General features: G+C 66.9%; 1 pseudogene. It reads left to right on the forward strand.

Features of this window, described 5'->3' with window-relative positions:
• Positions 1-245 (forward strand): annotated as a pseudogene (locus SB772_RS44510) (flippase); the annotation flags it as partial.

A 245-nucleotide genomic window follows, 5' to 3' on the forward strand; every position in this document is an offset into this window, starting at 1 on the left:
GCCGTTCTTCGTCGGCGGCCTGTGGTTCGGCATTCATCACTTCGGGCTGATCGGCGCGGCGGTGGTCGTTGCCGCCCGCGCGCTGGTCGATTACGGCGTGCTGCTTTACCTGTCGGCAATCCGGATGCGCGCGATCTTGCTCGACATGCTCGCGCATCTCGCCTTCCTGCTCGCGAGCCTGTTTCTCGCGCAAGCGTGGTCCGGGCTCGGCGAGTCGATCGGCCTTTGCGCGGTCGTGCTGCTGC

Source organism: Paraburkholderia sp. SIMBA_030, assembly GCF_046535245.1.
Taxonomy (GTDB): domain Bacteria; phylum Pseudomonadota; class Gammaproteobacteria; order Burkholderiales; family Burkholderiaceae; genus Paraburkholderia.